Source organism: Spirosoma litoris (assembly GCF_054776755.1).
In genome coordinates, this window is sequence record NZ_BAAHBI010000004.1 from 59,408 (window position 1) to 82,951 (window position 23,544).

Sequence of the window (23,544 nt, forward strand, 5' to 3'; positions counted from 1 at the left end):
ACTATTAATCTACCTCTTAATACATATGAAAACGTTCTACTCCATTGTTCAGGATTATAACCGATCGGCGGCAACCAGTTATACCCCAATCAAGCTGGAACCTCGTTGGCTTAGCATGCCCAACTAATAGCAGGTAAACGAGCTTAAGATCAACGCAATAGCTTATTGCATTTTTTTTTACAGAAACTGTTCGATCAGGGATAGTCTCCTCTTTCTTTTTGAGTTCCCACCAAACGACTTGTCGCATGTTAGATATCTCTACCTCACAATCAGGTAGGACTTACCACTACCATCAATCATCCTTTTTGCTGTATAGAGCTTTTTACGCAATCAAAACCTATGCCTGGTTTTTGGTTGCGTCTATGACGTTTATAGTAATCAGTCACGGTATACTGGCAAGTCCAGGCACTGACGTCAATCGCTACTTTACCACTAGTCCAGTCGGTTCTGCTACATCTGTAGCCACAATGAGTCTGGGTACCAATAGTCCTAATAGTTCTCCTTTTGAGGCCAGCTTTGCCACCTGTCCAACCATTACATTCACCTCGCCCGCTGCCAGTAGCACGTATTGCGCTAACAGCACGGCTACCTTTACCATATCGACCAATGCCATTGCCCCCGACGGCATTAAGCTGGTTGCTTTTACTACAGCAACTGATCCGTACTCGACTACGACTGGAGCTGTGTTCTCGACATCGGTAGCCTCCAGCACGGCAACAGGCGCAAAAACCTTCACTTTCAGTAACGTACAATTGCCTGATAATCTCACTGAAGCCAACATGGGCCTGTTCGTCTACGCTATACTTGTTTCAGCCGATGGCGCTTGCAAACCCCTGGATAGTCGGATTATTATGCTCAGTCCTCGACCCGTCCCTGTTATTGGCGGACCAACTCAAGTCTGTATGGGCAGCACGGCTACGCTATCGGTTGTTGCGTATAAAGGAGCTTTCTATGATTGGTACGCTGGTAGCGTGTACGTTGGCAGTGATTTCAGCACCTACTCTACTACAGCCATCACCACTACCACCACCTTTCGAGTGCGAGCGTCCAATGTAGTATCAAACAATCGTTGTTATTCGGATTATACCAACTTTACGGTGACACCCGTGCAGTGTACTTCCTGCACCGCTACACCCACCAGCCTGGGCGGAACCACCTTCCGCGACTTTAATGGCGATGGGATAAAAGGCACGGGCGATCTGAGTATGTCGGCCATTACCGTTACGTTGTTCCGTTGCGATGCCGACAACCAGAGTACGCAGGTAGCCCAGATGCAAACCGATCTCAATGGCGCCTACAGCTTTACGGGCTTAACGGCGGGCACTACGTATCGGGTAGAATTCAGCAACCTGCCAGCGGGGTATCAGCCAACTTACCAGGGCACCAACAATGGCACGATGGTTCAGTTCACCCAGCCGGGTTCCTGTACCACCAGCTTAGGGATCAACCAGACCACTGATTTCTGCCAGACTAACCCACTGCTGGTGACGCCCTGCTACCTCGATGGGGCCGTAACACCCAACACCACCGCCGGAAATGATGTACTAGTGGGCGTCAGTTATAATTATGCTAACGGCCCCTACCATCTGGGAACTCGTACCCAAATTGGTTCGACCTGGGGGGTAGCTTATGCGAAGACGACTAAAAAACTCTACACGGCGGCTTTCCTCAAACGTCATGTGGGCCTCAAGGATGGGGCTTTAGGTCAGATCTACGTCACGGATATGACCAACCCCACCAGTGCTAGCGCCACCACCACGCCCTGGCTTAATGTATCGGCCCTGGTAAGCGGGAACTGGCAGTTTGCCAGTGATGCCGACCGAGGTCTGGGTAATGCTGGAGTCCAAAGCGTAGATGCTCAGTCGTTTAGTCTAATTGCGGGTATCGGCCTGGGCGATATTGATATTAGTGAGGACGATAAGACGCTGTATGTCATGGATTTGACCAACAAACAGTTGCTGTCCATCGACATTGCCACCAAAACGTTGAACGGTAAGTACCCAGTACCTTCGTTGTGTTCAACAGGTTCGTCTACAAGTTATTTTTCGGCGGGTTCAGCCAACACGGTCTTCACATCTAGTGATGGTAAAGAGTGGCGGGATGGCTATCTGTTCGACATCTATAGTAGCTCGACGAATTATAACCAGACCATTACCAATCCTAATAGCGCTACAGCTGGTACCAATGATCAGACTTTATACACCAACTCAGCTGCGGTGGCTCCAGGAAAAACCATGACCTATAGTTTTCCGGTGGGCAATGGCACCTTTGGCGTCAAGCTGCATATGGCTACCAGCACCACGGCGAATAACCGCAATACGACGGTGGCTCTGGAAAGTACAACCGTCTTATCTGGCTTCGACGTCTATGCTGCTGCGGGTAATCAAATTAACGTTGGTCTTACTCGCTCGTTTACCACAACCATTACCGACGGGATATTGGACATTGCCATTACTGCCAATCCCGGAAGTGGATCAGCGATGGTGTCAGGCTTCGAGCTGACTACACTCAATGGCACCCCTACGGGTGAGACTCGCCCCTTTGGGCTGGCGGTGCATAACGGCAAGGTGTACATCGGGGCGGTTTGCGATGCCAGCCATTCGCAAAATCGCGCAGATTTACAGGCCAGTGTATTGGAGTTCAACCCAGTGACGGGTAGTTATACGCCAACTCCGGTGCTGAGCTTCCCCCTCAACTATATCAAAAAGTTAATCCTAACGGGAGGTGGCTGCTACGATCCTTCTCAATGGCATCCCTGGACCAGTATTTATCCCAATGGATCGGCAAGTAGTGTTCAGTGTGGTGGGGCTGGCCCAAGCATGTATCTCCAGCCCACCCTGTCGGACATTGTCTTTGATGTGGATGGCAGTATGATCCTGGGTTTCTTCAGCCGTCATCAGCATCAACAGGGAGCTGGTAGAAATTATACACCTGACCATACAGCTACCAATGGTCGACTGGAAGATGCTAGTTACACGTCTGGTGACTTACTACGTGCTTACTTCAACGGTAGCTCGTATGAAATCGAATACAATGGCAAAGAAGGTCCCCATAGCCCTAAACCAGCCACGGTGGGTCAGAACGACAATGGAGGCATTGGTGGTGGGGAGTTTTATGTCCAGACGAGCGCCGGTGCATTTGAAAGTACTATGGGCGGGCTGGCCTTCAAACCCGGCTCTGGGGAAATCCGTATGACTGCTAGCGACGCTGCCGCTGGTGACTCAGGTGGTCTGATTGGCGTTAATAATACGACCGGGACTACACAAAACGCATTTACACTCTACACCACAGCTAACCCAGGTGCTCAAGGCAAATCCGCTGGGCTAGGTGATCTGGAGGTTTTGTGCGATGCGCCCCCCATTCAGATTGGTAACCGGGTTTGGCGCGATGACAACAAAAATGGCATTCAGGACCCCTGCGAACCCGCTATTCCTGGAGCGGTAGTTACGTTGTATGATGCGGCCAAAACAACGGCGATTGCCAGCGTAACCACCAATGCAGGCGGGGAGTATTATTTCTCCAGCACCAACATTACGGCGGGTAACTCAACTTCATCGGTAGCTACGACGGCCTTGACTTACAACACAAGCTATGCGGTCGTCATCACTAGTCTGGGAACGAGTACGGTTGTCACGGGCTTATCGCTGACGTCGGTTTCTCCGGTAACTCCGGGCGAAAGCAGTACAACCAATTCGGGCACTACCCAGGCCAATAATGACGCGATGGTTATGAATGGAAAGCCTACGGTTATGCTTACCACCAGTGGGCCAGGCTCGACCAATCATACCTACGACTTTGGGATTGCCATTCCCGACTGCGCTAAGCCTGAAGTGGCTATTTCAGCTTCTCAAACTATTTGTCAGGGCAGTAGTTTCTCATTGCCTCTGTCAACAACGGTGACGAGTAATACGGTTACGGGTGTACAATGGTATTTTACAGATGCCAGTGGTAGTTCGTTTACGGCCATCAGTGGAGCAACTAGCTTAACATTTAGCCCTACATCGGCACAGCAGCCGACGTCAACGGGTGGGATTCGGTATTACGCCATCATTGGTCAGAATGGACTGAGTGCCACTTGTTCCGATACGGCCTTTGTCAACCTGAGAATCAAACCGACACAGACGCTGACCATTTCCACGCCGTCGGCTGCTACGGTGACTCAGTGCGCCAATACAACGCTCACCATTACGGTATCAACCAATGCCTTAGCACCCGACCAGGTTCGGTTGGTATATTTTACCAGTCCGTTGGCCAGTGCTGCCAGTGCGTACACCGCCACAGGGGGTACTGTTCTGGCAACGATGACTTCAACCACCGCAACGGGTACCAAAACCCTTACGTTCTCGAACTTACAACTGCCGGATAATGTCAGTGATGATCCGTTGCCGCTGTATGTCTACGCCATACTTGTATCCGCCGATGGGGCTTGTAAGCCTGCCGATTCATTTGTATTAGCCCTTAATCCGCGACCGGCGGTTGTGATTACGGCTAATCCGGTTGTTTGTCAGGGAAGCTCGGCCACACTTGTGGCAAGCGGACCCGGAGGTACCACCTATCAGTGGTTTGCTGGTAGTGGCACAGCCGTGGTTGGCACATCCAATACGCTTGCTACAGGAGCTATCAGTACAACGGCAACCTACACGGTTCGCGGTACCTACAATACCTGTATTTCCGACAATGTTCAGGTTGCCCTAACGCCCATTGTCTGTACATCCTGCACCGCCAGTTCCAGTACCATTGGGGGCACCGCCTTCCGCGATTATAACAGCAATGGCGCTCAGGGCGCAAATGATCCGGGCATTAGTAATGTGACGGTTACGATCTTTAGTTGTGATGTTTCGGGCCAGAGTACGCAGGTTTCTCAGGTGCAAACCGATGTTAACGGAGCCTACAGCTTTACCGGACTGACGCCTGGAACCACCTACCGGGTTGAATTCAGTAACCTGCCATCTGGCTATACCTCAACCTTTAAAGGTACGCAGAATGGGTCGACAATTCAGTTCACCCAGCCCGGTAGCTGCTCGATCAGTGTGGGCCTGAACCAGCCTAACGACTATTGTCAGACGGACCCCGGTTTTGCGGTCGTCTGTTTCACCCGGAATAATGATGGAGCCACGGAACCCACCATCATTGATATGCAATACAGCACGGGGCAATCGTTCACGGCGACAAGTACGTCCGATGCCAGCTATACTTGGGGTGCCCCTTCGGGTGGCGCTTCTTATTCAATAGCTGCCCACAATACGATAGCCACCAAAGGGGATGTGAGTACTACGTTTGGCCTGGCCTGGGATCGTACCCATAAGCAATTACTGTCTGGTGCCTTCATGCGGGCCTATGCGCCTATGCAGGCCAATGTTGGCGGTAATACCTTTGGTGAGGCTACGATCTATAAAATCGATTACACCACAGGATCTGCCAGTACTAAATCGGTTTGGCTCGACCTGGAAACCGTCTATGGCGATGGCTTTGCGGGTGTTTATGTGGCCGATGCCACCTATCCGGGGGCGAGTATTTATGGACGAACCAACGGCACACCTGCTAAAATTGGCTACACAGGCTTAGGTTCGATGCAGTTTGCCCGAGATGGTCATGAGTTATACGCGATCAATCTGAAAACGCAGGAATTACTGGTTATTCCAGTGAATTCCGACGGAACTGCCGTGGCGAATGCCGCTCAGATCAAGCGATTCCCGCTACCAACGGATGGGTGTCCAACAGGTAATTGGTCAGACGGACGTCCCTATCAGGCCGCGCTGGGCTTAGGCGTTCATCCATCCACCAATCGGGTATATGCCACCGTGACCTGTACTGGGCCTACTGCGGCTGATTTGAAAGGTATTGTCTATTCGGTAGATCCATCGGATGCTACGCCTACATCGACTGACTTCCGCCGGGAACTGGACGTACCGCTTGATCTGGATATTCCAGCAACCAATACAAACGTGTCGCAGTATTATGGGCAAGTTGTACACCCTTGGGAGGTAGTAACGGCCAACAGTACATTCTACAATAATAACGGCGATAATAATAGCCAGCATACGCATCCCTGGTTAGCTGAAGTTGAGTTTGACCCTCAGCCGAATGGTGTCTACGGAATGATGATTGCGACCCGCAACCGCTACCACGACATTATTAATTCGTCGTTCTATGTGACTGGTGGGGTATTGATGCGAGGTGCAAATCTGGGTACTGAAGCCGCTCCGCAGTGGTCGCTGGAGCACAATGGAGCTGTTGGCCCATTCGCATCGGGCGTGAATTATACTTATACCGCCAACCGTGCCGGTGCAAACACCAGTCCAACCAACCGATTCTTCAAATACCAGGGACTGGAAGGTACGATGTTAGCAGGTACGATGGACTATATACCCGGTCGGCCGGAGATTCTGTTACCTGCTTTGGATAACGTGTTATACAATGCGACATCGGGCATGACCTGGCTGAATCGTACAACCGGTGATCGCTCGAAGGATAACCATCTGCTCAGCGATGGTACGGCAACGGGGTATACGAACGTCAACTTTACCAAATCCAATAACTGGGGTGGTCTGGCCATTATGTGTAGTGTGGCTCCGATTCAGATTGGTAACCGCGTTTGGCGCGATGATAATAAAAACGGACTTCAGGAGCCTTGTGAACCCGCTATTCCAGGCGTAGTGGTCACCCTGTACGATGCCGCTAAAACAACGGCTCTGGCCAGTGTAACAACTAATGCCGCCGGGGAGTATTATTTCTCCTCAACGACCGTAACGGCGGGTACATCTACCTCATCCGTTGCCACAACGGCCCTGACGTATAATACGAGCTATGCTGTGGTAATCACGAGCCTGGGCAGTAGCACAGTGGCCAGTGGATTGACCTTAACCGATGTAAGCCTTACTCCAGGCGAAAATGGCACCGCCAATTCGGGCACTACTCTGATCAATAATGACGCGATGGTCATGAATGGAAAACCGACTATTATGCTCACCACCAATGGGCCAGGTACGTCCAATCATACCTACGACTTTGGTCTGACCGTTGTGCCCTGTTCATTGAGCTTAACCGCCACACCAGGTACCTGTAGCACGGCTACCAACCAGTATGCGATAACAGGAACCATTAGCTTAACGGCTGCTCCCGCCAGCAGCCTGACGATTACCGATGGGTTGGTGAGCGCCATTGTCTCGGTGAGTGCTGGTCAGACGTCCGCAACCTATAGTTTGTCGGGACTTAACTCGGGTACTGGGTTACACACCGTGACGTTGCTCTCATCGGCAACGGCTTGCGGTACCACTTCGGCTACGTATACGGCACCAGTTTCCTGCTCGATAGCTCCGGCCATGGCAGTAACTGTTACGCCAGGAACCTGTAGCACAGCCACAAATCAGTACGCAATTACGGGTACGATCAACCTGACAGCTGCCGTAGCCAGTTTACTCACGATCACCAATGGAACCAGTACAACAACTGTTTCTGTAACTGCCGGACAAGCAACCGCTAGCTTCAATTTATCAGGTTTGATCTCTGGTACGGGCTCGCATACGGTTACCGTTAGTGGCATTGGCTATACGCCCGTATCTACAACCTACACCGCTCCGGCGAGTTGCACGGTAGCACCCTGTGGCTTAACGATGGTTGTTACACCGGGACTATGTCAGTCGGCTACAAACGCGTATACGCTGTCGGGAACGGTTACGGCCACCAACATACCTACCAGTGGAACGCTAACCATTTCGTCCGGGGCATTCTCCTCCCGAGCGATCGAATTGCCAACAGGTAATGCATCAGGAACGTTTAGCTACTCTGGGCTGGTGAGCAATGGGCAGGCGTATACCGTAACGGCCAGTTATTCTGACGGAGCCTGTTCGCCGGTTAGTCGGACGTACACTGCGCCTGTTTCGTGTTCTGTGGCGCCTGTTTGTAGCCTGAGCGCTACGGTAACTACGAGTATTTGCGCTACGGCTACCAATACCTACTCGGCTACGGTTGCTGTTAATCTGGCTAATGCTCCAGCTGGTACGATCACCATTAACCTGCCGGGGGCAACACCAGTTAGTCAGACTCTGGCAGCCAATACCGGATCGTTGACTGCCATATTCCAGAATTTACCTTCAGATGGTGCTAATCATACAGCTACGATCAGCCTGCCCGGTTGTAATACGACAACAGCTACCTTCACGGCTCCGGCTTCCTGCTCAGTAGCGCCTATTTGTTCGATCTCGGCGGTAGCTGCGGCTGGAGTATGTTCTACTGCGACCAATACCTATTCAGTAACGGCGTTGGTGACGGTTCAGAATCCAACAGCGGGTGGAACTGTCTCCGTTAGTACCGGTGGGCAAACACTTACCTTTAGTACAACGGCCAACAGTCAGAACACGTTTACGGCTACCTTCGGTGGATTGATTTCAGACGGAACTAATCACACGGTGACGGCCAGCCTGACCGGCTGTAGCACGACAGCAGCGACTTATACGGCTCCGGCTTCGTGTTCAGTAGCACCAATTTGCAGCCTGACAGCGATGGCCATGGCTGGTTTGTGTGCCACTGCCACGAACACGTATAGTTCTACGGTGGTCATTCAATTGACCAATCCAACGGCAGGCGTGTTAACCGTTACAGATGGGCCACAAAGCACCACGCTGGCTGTAACACCCGCTGGCAACGCGATCTTTACGGTAGAATTCCCCGGTTTAACTTCCGACGGGACAACTCATACCGTGACGGCTTCGTTGCCTGGTTGCTCAACTACAACCACAACCTATACGGCTCCGGCTTCGTGTTCGGTAGCGCCAGTTTGCTCGATTAGTGCCGTAGTCACGATTGGCACTTGCGCCACGGCTACCAACACCTACTCTGCTACAGCAGTCGTGATCGTCACGAATCCAACCGCTGACGGAGCGGTTTCGGTCTCGACTGGTGGCCAGACGCTTACTTTCAGTACGACGGCTGTTGGACAGAATACCTTCACCGGCACGTTTAACGGCTTGATCTCTGATGGAGCCAGTCATACGATCACGGCAAGTCTGCCGGGTTGTGCCAGCGTCAACATCCCCTATACTGCCCCAGCCAGTTGTTCGGTAGCTCCGGTTTGTTCTATCTCGGCAGTAACCACAACAGGCCAGTGCTCGACAGCCACGAACACCTTCTCCAATACCGTGACGGTAACGATGACCAATCCTTCGGCGGGTACGCTAACGGTTACCGATGGCGTAAATAGTGTAACGATTGCTGTACCGACTACGCTGGGTACAGTAACTGCACCGGTCATTTTCAACGGATTGGTCTCTAATGGAGCGAGCCATACGGTAACGGCTAGTCTGCCGGGTTGCTCCACTACGACAACCACCTATACGGCTCCCTTTAGTTGTTCGATAGCGCCTGCTTTGGCTATCAGTATCACACCTGGAACCTGTAGCACAGCCACAAATCAGTACGCAATTACGGGTACGGTCAACCTGACAGCTGCCGTAGCCAGTTTACTCACGATCACCGATGGAACCAGTACAACAACTGTTTCTGTAACGACCGGACAAGTAAATGCCAGCTTTGTGCTGAATGGATTGGCTTTGGGTACGGGCTCGCATACGGTTACCGTTAGTGGCATCGGTTATGCGCCCGCATCTACAACCTACACAGCACCCGCCAGTTGTACCGTCGCTCCGGTTTGTAGTCTGAGTGCAACAGCCACTGCGGGTATCTGTGCTACGGGCACCAATACCTATTCGGCTACGGTTACTGTTGCGCGGACTAATAGCGTGGCTGGTACAATCACAGTTAGCCTGCCCGGTTCGACACCCGTCAGTCAGACCATTGCCGCGAATACCAGTTCGTTTAGCGCGGTCTTCACTGGACTTGTTTCCGATGGGGCTAATCATATTGCTACGATCAGCCTGCCGGATTGTGGTACAACAACGGCCAGTTTCACGGCACCGACAAGTTGTTCGCTCACTCCGTTAGGTAGCCTTGGTGACTTTGTCTGGAAAGACAATAACGATAACGGTATACAGGATACGAACGAACCCGGTGTGGCTGGTGTAAAAGTAGAACTGTTTACCGTGGTGAGTGGCGTTCGGAGTACGAGCGCAGCCAGTACAACGGTTACCGATGCTAATGGTCATTATTCGTTCCCCAATTTGCCGGAGGGCGACTATCAGGTGCGCTTTAGTGAGATTCCAGCCTCTTGCAGCTTGACTCCTCACCAGAATGCGGGTACCAACGACGCAAACGATTCTGACGCAGACCCAATAACTGGTTTCTCTCAGGTTGTTCATATAGATCCTTCAGGAACTGGATTGGCAGTAAACAATCCGACTGTTGATGCAGGTCTCCAACGTCTAGTGTACGACCCAACCGGCTATATCTACTGCTATAAGAATAACACCATACTGAAAGGTGGTAAAATTAGCGTGGCGGGTCCGGGTAGTACTACTATTGTGCTGGATGGTTCGAAAGGTTACTATCGTTTCCTGACAGATGGCACGCCGGGTAGTTACACACTTACCTACAGCCATCCCAATGGATACAGCATTGCAACAACCGTCTGGCCACCTGCAGCGCCTTCAATTGCCCCAACCGCACTGGATGGGTCGGCGCAGGACAAGGATATTCCAGCCAATGGATGGGTACAGTTAGGCTCGCTACCTAACGCCGATACAACGCAACTTCAGAATGGTACGCAAGGCTATAACCCGTACTATCTGGTGTTCAATGTACAGGCGGGTGATCCTTATATCTCCAGCAATAACCTACCTATAGACTGTGATCCTCTGTTCGGTAGCATCGGCGATTTTGTCTGGAATGATCTGGATAAAGACGGCCGTCAGGATGCCGGTGAGCCGGGTGTAAATGATGTAACGATCAGGTTGTTGCAGGAAACAACGCCTGGAAACTACACCGTTGTGTCGACAACCATAACATCGGGTGGGGGTAATTATCTGTTCCCGAATCTGCCCGAAGGCAATTATGTTGTTGAGTTCGACAAAACAACCTTGCCTGCGAACTTCTCGTTGACGACGGCAAACGCATCGGGCGTACCTACTGCCCTGGATAGTGATGCCAATACGACGACAGGACGCTCTGGGCTGATTGCGTTGGTGCCAACAGATCCAGCCCGTCGCGATATTCTGACGATTGATGCCGGTATTGTGGACGTAAGCTGTCCGCCAGCCAAATGCTTACCGATTGTTATTAGGCGGACAAGGTAATGGGCCCACCAGTCCTTGCCTAGATACATCTGGCACAAGTGAGTTTGATTACTTGTGCCAGAATTTTACCCACAGTACGATTGATTAGTTTCCAAGTATCTACCGTATAAAACTTGACTTATGCCTGCTACCGTTTTTCTCAATTCATTGAACTCGTTCTTTAATCTTTCCAGGGCGGTGTTACAAAGAACTCACCAGGAAAAGCAAAGTACCAGCACCCTTGGCGATATAGTAGGGTTAAGCCACAACAGTGTTCGAAACCGCTATCAGAACCCGAAACTCTGGCGCATCAGCGAAATAAGACTCCTGGCTACGCATTATCATTTGCCCACGCGCAGTTGCGTTCAGATGCACAGTACTGTAGCCGATGTCGTTGCTTATCTTCAACAATTACCCAGTCCAGAGCGTCGACAGGTGGAGCGCTTATGTCAAATCAAAACAGTCAATATGGCCAAACGATTAGATGATGACTGGTCGCTTTTAGATCTTGAAAAACTACAAATCGGATTTCAGCAGTGGGTTATCAAATAGTCGCGGGGAAGGCAAGTTAATTAAGGCTTTTGCGCGTGTATTGATTCAGGAGTGAGAATAAGCCCCTCCTGTGGCTCCCGCAGGAGGATGCTTTTTTCGTCGATTAACTTTTTCAACGATTCATCGGCCAGCGTATCCAGTAGTCTATATTTCAGTTGAAACGTCTTGCTTCGGTTCTCCAACTGCCACTTCATAATCTTGCAGTGGCAGTTGGCGTTTTCTGGCGTGTTGGTGATTTCTTCGAGCGTGCCGCCCTTGCCTTGTTTGATAAACACATTTCGAATGCCAATCATGTCGTTGCTCTTGCCGGTGTCGAAGCTCCAGGTGGTGGCGATACTTGTCAGATAGCCTTTACCCTTATCTAGTCGCAACAGCGCATGGATTGGCGATTCAACTTTGCCTGTATTATTTTTTACCCGCGAATAAATCGAGACCAGAGACGGGGACTCGAATTGCACGTAACCGATATGGTCGATGTTGGCGCCGTGTCGGTAAAAGGTAAAGTAGCCATTTTTATAGGTGATCTCGACAAGGTTGTTGGCTACCTGATGGTACCGATTGGGGTCATTACCTCTTGCCTGTGGCGCCCCCGTATAATACAACCATATGCCCGACAAACTATCAATTTCGGCCTGTGTGGGCTGATAGGGGAGAATATTCAGGTCTTTGCGAAGAGTTGCCCATTCTGTTCGTTCAGTAAACCAGTTAACGCTGACAAATACCAGAATGACAAGGAGACTGAATAAACCAATTAGCCAGATTGCCTGCTGCTTTTTGAACGAAGCAGTTAGGCGGGTGTTCGTCACAGCTAGTTCCTGCTGGCAAGCTATTAATTGTTGCCGAAGGGCTTCCTGTTCGTCTTTCAGTAATGTCAACGACGCTTCTGACCCTTCGACGAGGTTGGAATCCTGTGGGTTTTGCTCAAATCCTTTACGCCCAACACCGTATAAATAAATGTAGCTCGCGTCGATCAGGAACGATCGCGGATTCGCGACCAGGCGGTTGTAGGCATCCTTAAGCTGAACCCCCGTAATGTCATACTTCCGGTGGGGGTAGTCGAGTTGCTTCGGGTTTGGGTCGGGTGGGTATGGATCATGTCCTAATTGTTGAGCCGTATTAGGCAACTCGTTACTAATGGCGCTGAGGGTTTTGGCTACTTCTTCGTAGTTTTTCGGATTGGTATTCCGTACGATTCGTTGACCTGTGGCGAGTTGGTACTTCTCGATTACTTGTTCAAGTAAGTACGCAATCTCCTCTTTACCCGTCTTCAGCTTCATGCAAATGGCTTGTTGTGAGTCGTTTATGGAAATTTATTAACATTTATAAAATTTCCTAAAGATACAGGTTCATTTATAAAGTAAATGAGATAATTATATATGACGAACAGGTGAAGTAATAGGATATATTTGAGGGGTCGATCTGAGAGGCCTGTGCGCATGTCGATTAAATTTCCAACGTTTACAGATAACCGTATCACATGATTTTTTTTCGTTTATTCCTTTGCCTCAGCCTGCAAATCCTGTCTGTATCGGCCTTCTGCGCAAAGGTTGATTCGCTCGATATCCCGAGTGTCGTGATGAAAAAGAACTTGCGGGCGGCCGTTGTATTACCCGAGTCCTATCAGTCTTCGCAGAAAAGTAAAACAAAGTATCCCGTACTGTATCTGCTTCATGGTGGCTTCGGCCATTTTAACGACTGGATCTCCAAAACGCCCGACAAAACGCTACTACACCGCCTGGCTGACCAGTATAATCTCATTATTGTGATGCCGGAAGGAGAAATTTTTAGCTACTATCTGGACAGCCCTGTGGTTAAAGACAGTCAGTTCGAAACCTACCTGACGAAAGAAGTCATTGATAAAATCGACAAAACGTACCGTACGGTTAACACCAGTAAAGGGCGGGTCATTACAGGGTTATCGATGGGGGGCTATGGATCGTTATATCTGGCTACACGTCACCCGGATTTGTATTGCGCAGCTGGAAGCATGAGCGGTGCCCTGAATCTGGACATGAATAGCTGGAAACTCACACCCGAAATGGAGAAAGGCATCCGGGGAGAGTTCGAGAAGATTTTAGGGCCATTTTCGATGGACAGCTATGCGCCTTATTCAGTGGTGAATATGGCCGACAAAATGAAAACCAACGGGCTGAAACTAGTGATTGATTGTGGTGTCGATGATTTTCTGATTGAGCCCAATCGTGAACTCCACCGCCGACTGGTTTTTAATCAGACTCCGCACGATTACAGCGAACGTCCGGGTGGACACAGTTGGGATTACTGGCAAAACTCGCTCCCAAATCATGTTTTATTTTTTGCTAACGTACTGAAAGCGAACGGAACCACTGTTCAATAAACAATGCATCGACTACTTACCAACCTATTTTTAATTTTTACAATTGGTCTGCTTACGTTGCCTTCATGGGCTGCCAAAGTAGATACGCTGGATGTACCAAGTGCCGCCATGAACCGAACACTTCGGGCGGCAGTGGTACTACCGGCGCGGTATAAAAAGGCTAAACAGCCGTTTCCGGTGCTCTATCTGCTCCACGGCGGCACTGGTAGTTTCCGCGATTGGCTAACTAAGGTACCTGATAAAAGCCTGCTGCACCAACTAGCGGATCAATACAACTTAATTATCGTAACACCCGACGGCGACCCAACCAGCTATTATTTCGATAGTCCACTAATTAAAACCAGCCAATTTGAGACGTTTATTTCGAAGGAGTTGATTGATAAGATCGACAATACCTACCGCACCGTTCGGGAAAAGAAAGGGCGCATCATTGCGGGCTTGTCGATGGGTGGTCATGGGGCCATGTTCATTTCAAGTCGTCATCCAGAATTGTACGCTGCGGCCGGAAGTATGAGCGGGGTCATGAACATCAACACGGCTACCTGGAAAGTACCCGCCGATTTCGCTAAGTCCCGCTCCGAAAACTTTGTCAAGCTGCTGGGGCCACCTGCGGCAGGCGACTCACCCTATCCCGGCTACACCATGGTGACGCTGGCGGATAAGTTGAAAGCAAACAACCTGCCCTTGATTTTCGACATTGGAGTCGATGATTTTCTGATTGAGGGTAATCGTGATCTGCACCGCCAGCTCATGGAAAACAAAACACCCCACGATTACATCGAACGACCCGGTGCCCATACCTGGGACTACTGGGGAAATTCGCTGCCGTACCAACTACTGTTTTTTAGCAAGGTATTGAGTGCTAATGGGGTAATGGTTCGCTAATATATCGAATTGACTTAAGCTCTGAACTTTAATAACCCAGATTACCAACCTATTACCTTTATGAAAATCAATCCAATCCTAATCTGTTTACTCGCCTTCTCCCTGCCTCTATTGGCCGTTGGACAGGCCAAAGACCCCATTATGGCGGGCAAAGGCATCGCCACCGTATCGACCGAATCGGGTTCCGTTCGAGGTTACATCCACAATGGTACGTTTACCTTCAAAGGGATTCCGTACGCCAAAGCTGAACGATTCATGGCCCCTTCGAAACCTGATTCGTGGACGGGTGTTCGCTCGTCGATGACCTATGGCCCGGTTTGTCCAATGGACGTGACCACGACGACGAACGATGAAATTGAATTTCCGTTCCACCACGATTGGGGGTATACCAACGAAAATTGCCTGAGTCTGAATGTCTGGACACCCGAAATCAGTCAGGCGAAAAAGCGGCCGGTGATGGTTTGGCTGCATGGGGGCGGATTCACAGCGGGTTCTTCGGTTGAACTCCCGTCGTACGATGGCGAAAACCTGACTAAAAAGGGTGATGTCGTTGTGGTTACCGTAAACCACCGCCTGAATATTCTGGGCTTTCTGGATTTGTCGGGCTATGGTGAGAAATACAAAAACTCACCCAATGCTGGTCTGATGGATTTAGTATCGGCTTTGCAGTGGGTAAAGCAGAACATTGCTCAATTTGGGGGCGATCCTGGCAACGTAACCATCTTCGGTCAGTCGGGTGGGGGCGGCAAAGTGACCTCGTTGATGAATGCGCCATCAGCGAAAGGCTTGTTTCATAAAGCCATTGTGCAAAGCGGTAGCTACATCACCAGCTTCGCAGAAACCGATTTAACGAAGCGAGTAAGCGCAGCTCTGCTGGACGAGTTGAAGTTACAACCGACTCAGGTCGATTCGCTGCAAAAAATAGCCTACGAGCGCCTGAATGCAGCGGGTAAAAAAGCCATCCGTAAAGTAGCCGATGCACTGAAAGCCGAAGGGAAACCTGTTATGGGACTTGGTTGGGGCCCTATTCACGATGGCACGTTCCTGCCATATCAACCGTCGGAGGCAGCGGCACAAGCGCTTTCGAAAGATATTCCTTTGCTGGTAGGCTCAACGAAAAACGAGTTCACGCCCTTCAACCCGGCTACCCGAAATATTTCGATGGAAGATGCTAAAGCTAATTTGCAGAAGAAATACGGCGATAAAACCGAGGCTTATCTGGCAGCCGTAAAGAAAACATATCCAGAAACGGTAAAACCATCGGATTACATTGATATCGACTTCAATTTCCGTCCGCTCACCGTTAAACAGGCAGATGCTAAGGCCGTTCCTGGTGCTGCTCCGGTCTACATGTACCTGTTCACCTGGCAATCGCCGGTGATGGATGGGATTTACAAATCCATGCACTGTATGGAGTTGCCATTCGTATTCGACAACATCGGCCGTTGCGAAGAAATGACGGGTGGTGGTAAAGAAGCCCATACCCTGGCCGACAAAATGAGCCGTGCCTGGCTTGCTTTCGCCCGAACCGGTAACCCGAATCATAAAGGCTTACCCACATGGCCGCAGTACAATGCGGAGAATGGCGCTACCATGATTTTCGACAATGTGAATCAGGTCAAAAATCATCCTGACAAAGAGTTGCTGCAAATCGCTGCTGGTAAGTCGATGTAATTTTTCTGACAGGATTAACAGGATGGACAGGATTTGAGACTAGAAAAATCCTGTCCATCCTGTTAATCCTGTCGAAAAAACTTAGCTCACACATGACCGTTCGCCAAACCTACCGTTTTCTCCTATTCCTGAGCTGCTGCCTCACCCTATGGGCTTTCCCGGCGCAGGCTAAAATCGTGAAACTGGTCATTACCAGCACCGAACCTTATGCCGGTGGGCGGGCGTTTGGCAATGCTGGCATTTACGAACGGGTATATGGGCAGGCGTATGGCGAGGTTGATCCGAAATTGCCGCAGAACCAGATTATTCAGGATTTACAACTAGCACCCCGAAATGAACGGGGCATGGTCGAATATGTCTCGGAATTTATTCTGCTTCGACCCAAAGACATCCGCAAGAGCAATGGATTATTGTTCCTGAGTTTGCCTAACCGGGGCAATGTATTTCCAGCCGATACGGCGTTGCTGAAACGAGGCTACGTATATGTCTGGTGTGCCTGGCAGGGGGATGTGTTGGCGGGCAATTCTCGTCTGACTATAAAAGTGCCAGTGGCGACCGAAAATGGGAAAGAAATTACAGGTAAAGTTCGGGCTGAAATTCAGGTGCTTGCTCCTGCTAAAACACAAAACCTGAGCGGTGGGCCATTTAGTGGCATGACACACCACAGCTACGAAACCGTTAGCCTCGACAACACGGGTTTGGTGTTGACCAAACGGGTTCACGAAGCGGATCAACGAATTAAGATTCCCAATAGTGAGTGGGCGTTTTCGGATTGTACGACCAGTCCATTTCCGGGAAAATCCAGCACAACACAATTATCGCTCAAAGACGGTTTCGATCCGAATTACATCTACGAACTGGTTTATACGGCCAAAAATCCACTGGTACTCGGACTAGGTTTTGCTGCTGTCCGCGATATGGCGTCGTTTCTACGGAGTAAGCCTACCGACGACACGAGCAATCGGAATCCTTTGCTGGCCGACGGTTCGCAGACAATACCCATTCGAGCGGCTATTATGCAGGGTGTCTCGCAATGCAGCAATTTTACCCGTACTTTCTTGCAACTAGGCTTTAATCAGGACGAAGCGGGTAAGCAGGTATTTGAGGGCATCAACGCGCACATTGCTACCCGGCGTATCTCGTTAAACATTCGCTTTGGTCGGCCGGGCGGTGGCGGTTTACAGCACGAAGATCACCTATATCCGAGCAACGAACCGCCGTTTACCTGGAGTGTTACCCGCGATGCCGTTTCTGGTATAACCGGTGGCATTTTGGAAGCCTGTTCGCCAATGGGAAATTGCCCCAAGATTATGCAAACGCTCAGCTCGTCGGAATATCGGCAGATTCGGGCGTCTTTGCCAACCACTGACCCAAGCGGGAAAACTGATCTGGCTATTCCGGACAATGTACGGATTTACCTGTTCGCGGGGACGCAGCACTCGCCCAACAGTTTTCTCGATCCGGCCAGTGGTTTCATGACGAATTACAATCAAAACCAACCTAATCTGCGAGCATTATTGATTGCCCTTGAACACTGGGTTCTGGAAAATAAACAGCCACCCGCAAGCGTGTATCCGACGATTAAGGCGAAAACCCTTGTATTGCCGGATCAAAAAAACGTTGGCTGGCCGTCTATTCCGGGCGTGGTGTACAATGGGCAATTCAATAATGTACCCCTGCTCGATTTCGGGGCATCGTACGATATGCACCATATAAAGGGTGTCGTATCGCAGGAGCCACCAAAGGTTGTGAAAACCAACGCCTATGTCGTATTGGTGCCGAAAGTCGATCAGGATGGCAACGAAATCGCGGGTATTCGCAATACCACGATACGTGTTCCACTGGGTACTTACACCGGCTGGAGTCTTCGCCGGGCAGGCTATGGCGAAGGTGATCTGAATTCGCTGAATGGGATGTTTATTCCCTTCAAAAAAACGAAAGCAGAGCGTGTGTCGGCTAATGACCCTCGTTTATCGCTGGAAGAACGGTATAGCAATCACGAAGCCTATGTGGCTGCCGTACGAAAAGCGACTGGCGAATTGGTGAAAGAAGGGTTTCTGCTTCCGGAGGACGCACAGGCAGAAATCGAGAAGGCTCAATTGAGTGACGTACTGAAAAATTAACCCGCACCATGCTATCGCTATTGGGCTTTGCCACAATTTTTATTTTCCTGGGGCTGATTATTACCAAGCGCCTGTCGGTCATCACCGCGTTGGTCCTGGTGCCGATAGTTATGGGTTTTCTGGCCGGATTCAATCCAAAAGAGTTAGGCGAGATGGTGCTGGCGGGCATCAAGCAAGTTGCGCCAACGGGTATCCTGTTGATGTTTGCCGTGCTGTATTTCGCGACAATGCTCGACGCTGGGCTGTTCGACCCCATTATTGCGGGCATCATTCGGTTTGTCAAAGGCGATCCATTAAAAGTGATTGTCGGAACGGCCATTTTAACCATGATTGTCCATTTGGATGGCGACGGCACAGCTACGTTTATGATCGTGATGTCGGCCTTTCTGCCGATTTACAAGCAGCTAAACATCAACCGATTGATTCTGCCGGGGATTGTGGCGCTGAGTGTTGGCCCGTTGCATTTGGTGCCTTGGTCAGGGACATCGGCGCGGGCCATTTCGACCCTGAAAACGGATGCTACGCAACTCTTCAACCCCAACATCCCGGCTATCCTTGCGGGTATCGCTTGGGTGCTTTTCGTAGCCTACTGGTTTGGGTTGAAGGAGCGGAAACGCTTGGGCATCGTCGATTTGCAGTATGCCCATCATGAAAACCTGACGGAGCAGCAACAGGAATTGCGTCGCCCAAAATTGTTCTGGATCAATGCCGTTCTGACAATCGGCCTGATCGTCTCGCTTATGAAAGGCTGGGTACCTGCATCGGCATTGTTTATTGTAGCGGCCGTTGTAGCGTTGCTGATCAATTACCCGAAGCTGCCCGATCAGCAAAAAGTGCTGAAGAGTCATGGCAATAACATTTTCATGGTATCGAGTATGATTTTCGCGGCTGGGGTATTTTCGGGAATTCTGACGGGTTCTAAAATGATCGACGCGATGGCGACCTCGCTGGTTTCGCTCATTCCGCAGCAGCACGCAGCCTGGTTGCCAACGCTTACGGCTGTTACCAGCATGCCCGCCAGCTTACTCTTTACGCCCGATGCCTATTATTTCGGCGTAGTTCCAATTCTGAGCCAAACCGCTACACAGTTCGGCATTGACCCGCTGGAAATTGGCCGGGCGGCCTTACTAGGGCAAATGACCGTAGGTTTCCCGGTTAGTCCATTAACGGCCTCCACCTTCCTGCTGGTTGGCCTGGCCGAGGTTGATTTAGGCGATCACCAGAAGTTTATCCTTAAATGGGCCTTCGGCACGACACTAGTTATGACACTGGCGGCTCTGTTAACCGGTTCTATTCATGTGTAAAGCAAGCATGATTTGGCGTGAGCGAAAGTCGCTCTTTCGCACATTCACTCTTTCGCTCTTTATCCAATGAAACCACAAATTCGGATTGGGTGCGGAGCTGGTTTTTCCGGCGACCGACTTGAACCAGCCCTCATACTGGTTCAGGAGGGCCAGCTAGATTATCTCGTACTGGAATGTCTGGCCGAGCGGACCATTGCACTGGCTCAGAAACGAAAGCGGCAGGACCCCGCTTTGGGTTACGACCCATTGCTGGAACGCCGAATGGAGAGTTTACTGCCGCATTTGCTGGAAAAGAAGGTTCGCCTGATTACCAACATGGGTGCGGCTAATCCATTGGCGGCCGCTCAAAAAGTTGTTGACATTGCGAAGCGGTTAAATCGGTCCGTTACGGTAGCGGCTGTTACGGGAGACGATGTCTTTAGCCTGCTATCGGGCAATGAACCAGCGCTTGAAACAGGCAAACCGCTGAGAGCTTCCGGTGCGCTTGTGTCGGCCAATGCGTATTTGGGTACCGATGCCATTTTACCAGCCTTGGCCACCAATGCTGATATTATTATTACGGGTCGCGTCGCCGATCCTTCGCTTTTTGTATCCCCACTGCTATACGAATTCGGCTGGTCGCTCGATGATGCTGATCAAATTGGACAAGGAACGGTAATTGGGCATTTGCTCGAATGTGCCGGGCAATTGACAGGCGGCTATTTTGCTGATCCAGGTCGTAAGGACGTTCCCGATATGGCGCGCTTAGGCCACCCATTCGCTGATGTTTCGCCCGATGGAACGGCTGTATTTGGCAAAGTGGCAGGTACAGGCGGAATCCTGACTGTCGCGACCGCTAAAGAACAGCTTTTATACGAAGTAATGGACCCTGGCCGATACATGACCCCCGATGTTATTGCTGATTTTACGCAGGTGCGTCTGGAAGAAACGGGTTCTGATCAGGTAAAAGCTACAGGCGGACGAGGTCAAAATCGGCCCGACACCTTGAAAGTGAGCGTAGGTTACGAAGCGGGCTTTATCGGCGAAGGTGAAATTTCCTATGCGGGTGCGAATGCGCTGGGCCGGGCACAATTAGCCGGTTCAATTATTCAGGAGCGATTGCAGAATCAGTTTACCGATCTACGAATTGATTACATCGGTAGTACATCGGTGCATCGCACAAACTTTGGGCATTATCCCGAACCGTATGAAATCCGGCTACGAGTGGCAGGGAGAGCAACATCGCTCCAGCAGGCAGCTTTAGTAGGCGAGGAAGTAGAAGCCCTCTACACCAATGGTCCGGCTGGCGGAGGTGGGGCTCGCAAATACATTCATGAAGTGGTCGGAATTGTATCGACGCTTATGGATCGCCAGAAAATAACATCCAGTATTACTGTACTAACCTCATGAGAACAAAACTATACGACATTGCGCATAGTCGAGCTGGGGATAAAGGCAATACATTGACCTTGTCGCTCATTCCCTACAGCGCCGATGATTACCCATTATTACGCGACAAGGTAACTGCCGAAGCCGTTAGTAAGCACCTGGAATATATTGTTAAGGGAGAAATAACGCGCTACGAATTGCCTCATTTACCGGCTCTCCAATTTGTATGTCAGCAGGCGCTAACGGGTGGAGTAACGACTTCGTTAACGATGGACACCCACGGCAAAAGCCTGAGTTATGCACTGTTAGAAATGTGGGTGGAAACTGAAGTTAATGGATAATGAAAAATGTACAATGGATAATTAGTCATGCGCCAGCAATTATCCATTGTACACTATTCATTATCCATTAACAGACTACTGCTTGTTGCTATCGACTACTAAGCGCTGGTCGCGGTTGGCGATTTCCCAGGCGGTGTAAAAAACGAGTCGAGCTGATTTTTCGGCCAGTTTGAAGTCGATTTTCTCGATGTCGTCCGTTGGCTTGTGGTAATCGGGGTGTAAGCCGTTGAAGTAGAAGATAATGGGGATTTTGTGCTTAGCGAAGTTATAGTGGTCGGAGCGGTAGTAAATCCGCTGCGAATCCTGCGGATCGTTGTACTTATAGTCCAGATCCATTTTGATGTACTTCTGATTCGTCTCTTCGCTGATTTTATGTAGTTCCGACGAGAGTTTGTCCGAGCCGATCACATAGATGTAATTGTCCGATTTGCCTAAATGCAGATCATCGACCCGGCCCACCATGTCGATGTTTAAATCCGCTACGGTTTTTTCCAGGGGAATCACTGGACTCATGTCGGCATAATACTGCGATCCCAATAAGCCTTTCTCTTCACCCGATACAGTCAGAAACAGAATAGACCGACGGGGACCTTTTCCAGCGGCTTTGGCTTTGGCAAATGCCTGCGCAATTTCCAGGACTGATACCGTTCCCGAGCCATCGTCGTTAGCTCCGTTATTAATCTGGCCATCCGCACTGATACCAATATGGTCGTAATGCGACGAAATAACCAGTACTTCGTCTTTCTTATCAGTGCCCTCGATAAAGCCCAGTACGTTCGACGACTCCGTTTTTTCATCAACCCGGTCGGCTTTCATCGCAATGCTTCCGGCTAATGACGACGCTACTGGTTTTGCTGATTGAGCAAGCTGGGTTATGGTTTGTGTTAACGTGGCTGTAGACGTATTCAGCAAAGCGGCTCCCATATCGGCGGTAACCAGAAATACGCCAACCGAGCCTACATTTTCGGCGCCTGGTTTTAAGCCCAATCGGTTAAATCGGGCTTGCATAGCGCTACGTTGCGTAAGCTGCTGCTTAAACGCTTCCGCCGACTCGGCAGAGATAATAAAGAGCTGGGCGGCTCCTTTCTCTTTGGCTAAAAGGCTCTTGGCACGCCAGCCGTTTGGTCCGCCCCATTTAGACGCTTCGCTGGTGCCGCTCACTAATTTTTTGCCATCGGCGGCTTTAGGTTCATCGTCTAGCACCACTACGGCTTTCCCTTTTACATCACGTCCGGCGTAATCGTCGTAGTTCGTATCGCCAATACCGTAGCCAGCAAATACGGTCTCGTAGCTTGTTTCGGTGGGTAAATAGAGCAGGCCGTTGGGCATAAAATCCTTTTGGGGTTCAAACCGTTTGCCACCGGCGCTCACGTAAAAATCACCCCAGTTCTTTTTGTAAAGGGTGTAAGGTTGTAAATACCCTAGCTTACCATCGGTTTCTTTAACGATGGGCTTGAGACCTTCGGCGGCAAACTGAGTTGCGATATAATCGGCTGCTTTACGCTGTCCACGGGTGCCGGTTTCGCGGCCTTCCATGTCATCGGCAGCCAGAATGCGGAGGTGTTTTTCAAGGTCGGCCGCCGTAATAGTATTGGCAAACTTGTCCTGAGCGATACTGGCAAAAGGCAGCGTCAATAGCCCGGCAGCCAGCAAGAATTGTTGAGAAGTCATTAAACAGGTTTTTATTGGTAAAACAGAACGCTAGTAAGGATTAAATCATTGCTAATCCTATTGATCTTAAAAATCAGCGGTCTATTAGGAAACCTCTAATTTCCG

The 23,544-nt window shown here is 50.3% G+C and carries 11 protein-coding genes; 9 read left to right on the forward strand and 2 right to left on the reverse strand.

Annotated features, from left to right (window positions below):
* The first annotated feature begins 245 nt into the window (after window positions 1-245).
* On the forward strand, window positions 246-11,186 hold the full coding sequence (locus tag ACYVGR_RS02540; RefSeq protein ID WP_460953697.1) for an SdrD B-like domain-containing protein: 10,941 nt from the start codon (window positions 246-248) through the stop codon (window positions 11,184-11,186).
* A gap of 120 nt (window positions 11,187-11,306) precedes the next feature.
* Complete coding sequence (locus ACYVGR_RS02545) at window positions 11,307-11,717, forward strand: helix-turn-helix domain-containing protein (protein ID WP_460953698.1); 411 nt, start codon at window positions 11,307-11,309, stop codon at window positions 11,715-11,717.
* A 20-nt stretch (window positions 11,718-11,737) separates the two neighbouring features.
* Here the strand turns inward: ACYVGR_RS02545 and ACYVGR_RS02550 are convergent, their stop codons facing one another.
* A complete protein-coding gene (locus ACYVGR_RS02550; RefSeq protein ID WP_460953700.1) occupies window positions 11,738-12,994 on the reverse strand; it encodes a hypothetical protein in 1,257 nt (418 codons plus the stop codon).
* Between the two features lie 200 nt (window positions 12,995-13,194).
* On the opposite strand from ACYVGR_RS02550, the gene ACYVGR_RS02555 reads away from it, so the two are divergent.
* From ACYVGR_RS02555 to ACYVGR_RS02585, 7 genes are all read left to right on the forward strand, one after another.
* Window positions 13,195-14,073 carry an alpha/beta hydrolase gene (locus ACYVGR_RS02555; protein WP_460953702.1) on the forward strand — a complete coding sequence of 293 codons (879 nt, stop codon included), beginning with the start codon at window positions 13,195-13,197 and terminating at the stop codon, window positions 14,071-14,073.
* Between the two features lie 3 nt (window positions 14,074-14,076).
* The gene (locus ACYVGR_RS02560) at window positions 14,077-14,958 is read left to right on the forward strand and encodes an alpha/beta hydrolase (protein ID WP_460953704.1); all 882 of its coding nucleotides are present in this window, start codon (window positions 14,077-14,079) and stop codon (window positions 14,956-14,958) included.
* Window positions 14,959-15,018: 60 nt separating this feature from the next.
* Window positions 15,019-16,632: a carboxylesterase/lipase family protein gene (locus ACYVGR_RS02565; RefSeq protein WP_460953706.1), complete on the forward strand. Its 1,614-nt coding sequence runs from the start codon at window positions 15,019-15,021 to the stop codon at window positions 16,630-16,632.
* A 92-nt stretch (window positions 16,633-16,724) separates the two neighbouring features.
* A complete protein-coding gene (locus ACYVGR_RS02570) occupies window positions 16,725-18,755 on the forward strand; it encodes an alpha/beta hydrolase domain-containing protein (protein ID WP_460953708.1) in 2,031 nt (676 codons plus the stop codon).
* Window positions 18,756-18,763: 8 nt separating this feature from the next.
* Window positions 18,764-20,059 carry a CitMHS family transporter gene (locus tag ACYVGR_RS02575; protein WP_460953710.1) on the forward strand — a complete coding sequence of 432 codons (1,296 nt, stop codon included), beginning with the start codon at window positions 18,764-18,766 and terminating at the stop codon, window positions 20,057-20,059.
* 66 nt (window positions 20,060-20,125) lie between these two features.
* Window positions 20,126-21,448, forward strand: a complete 1,323-nt coding sequence (locus ACYVGR_RS02580) for an acyclic terpene utilization AtuA family protein (RefSeq protein ID WP_460953711.1) — start codon at window positions 20,126-20,128, stop codon at window positions 21,446-21,448.
* Complete coding sequence (locus ACYVGR_RS02585) at window positions 21,445-21,768, forward strand: AtuA-related protein (protein ID WP_460953713.1); 324 nt, start codon at window positions 21,445-21,447, stop codon at window positions 21,766-21,768. The genes ACYVGR_RS02580 and ACYVGR_RS02585 overlap by 4 nt, the downstream gene beginning before the upstream one ends.
* Before the next feature lie 75 nt (window positions 21,769-21,843).
* Here ACYVGR_RS02585 and ACYVGR_RS02590 read toward each other — a convergent pair whose 3' ends face one another.
* Window positions 21,844-23,439, reverse strand: coding sequence for a M28 family peptidase (locus ACYVGR_RS02590; RefSeq protein WP_460953714.1), 1,596 nt, complete (start codon window positions 23,437-23,439; stop codon window positions 21,844-21,846).
* Window positions 23,440-23,544: the final 105 nt, after the last annotated feature.